Raw genomic sequence first — 246 nt, 5'->3', positions numbered from 1 at the left:
CGAGCGCCTCGGCCCGACGGGACACCGCCAGGTCGAGGTCGTGTCCGTCGGCGGCATCCATCAGTCCGTCCAGGTGGACCAGCCCGTGCTCGTCGACTTCGCCGATGTCGAAGTGCCGGTGGTCGGCGGCGTTCTTGCGTTCGGCCTCCGCGCGTTCGGGGTCGAACCGCAGCACTGCCTCGGCGACGAGCCGCTCGAGCTGGGCCCAGCCGACACCGGAGGCGTTGAACAGCTGCTGGTCGACGA

The 246-nt window shown here is 70.7% G+C and carries 1 protein-coding gene; it reads right to left on the bottom strand.

Annotated features, from left to right (window positions below; translation table 11 throughout):
• Positions 1 to 246, bottom strand: a 246-nt coding sequence (locus tag ACZYRU_RS27005; protein ID WP_488960191.1) for a DUF222 domain-containing protein, incomplete at both ends; no start/stop codon positions are given.

The sequence above is a fragment of the Nocardioides sp. F233 genome (genome assembly GCF_057813895.1).
Note: the sequence above shows the minus strand (reverse complement) of the source record. Positions and strands in the feature narration are given on the sequence as shown.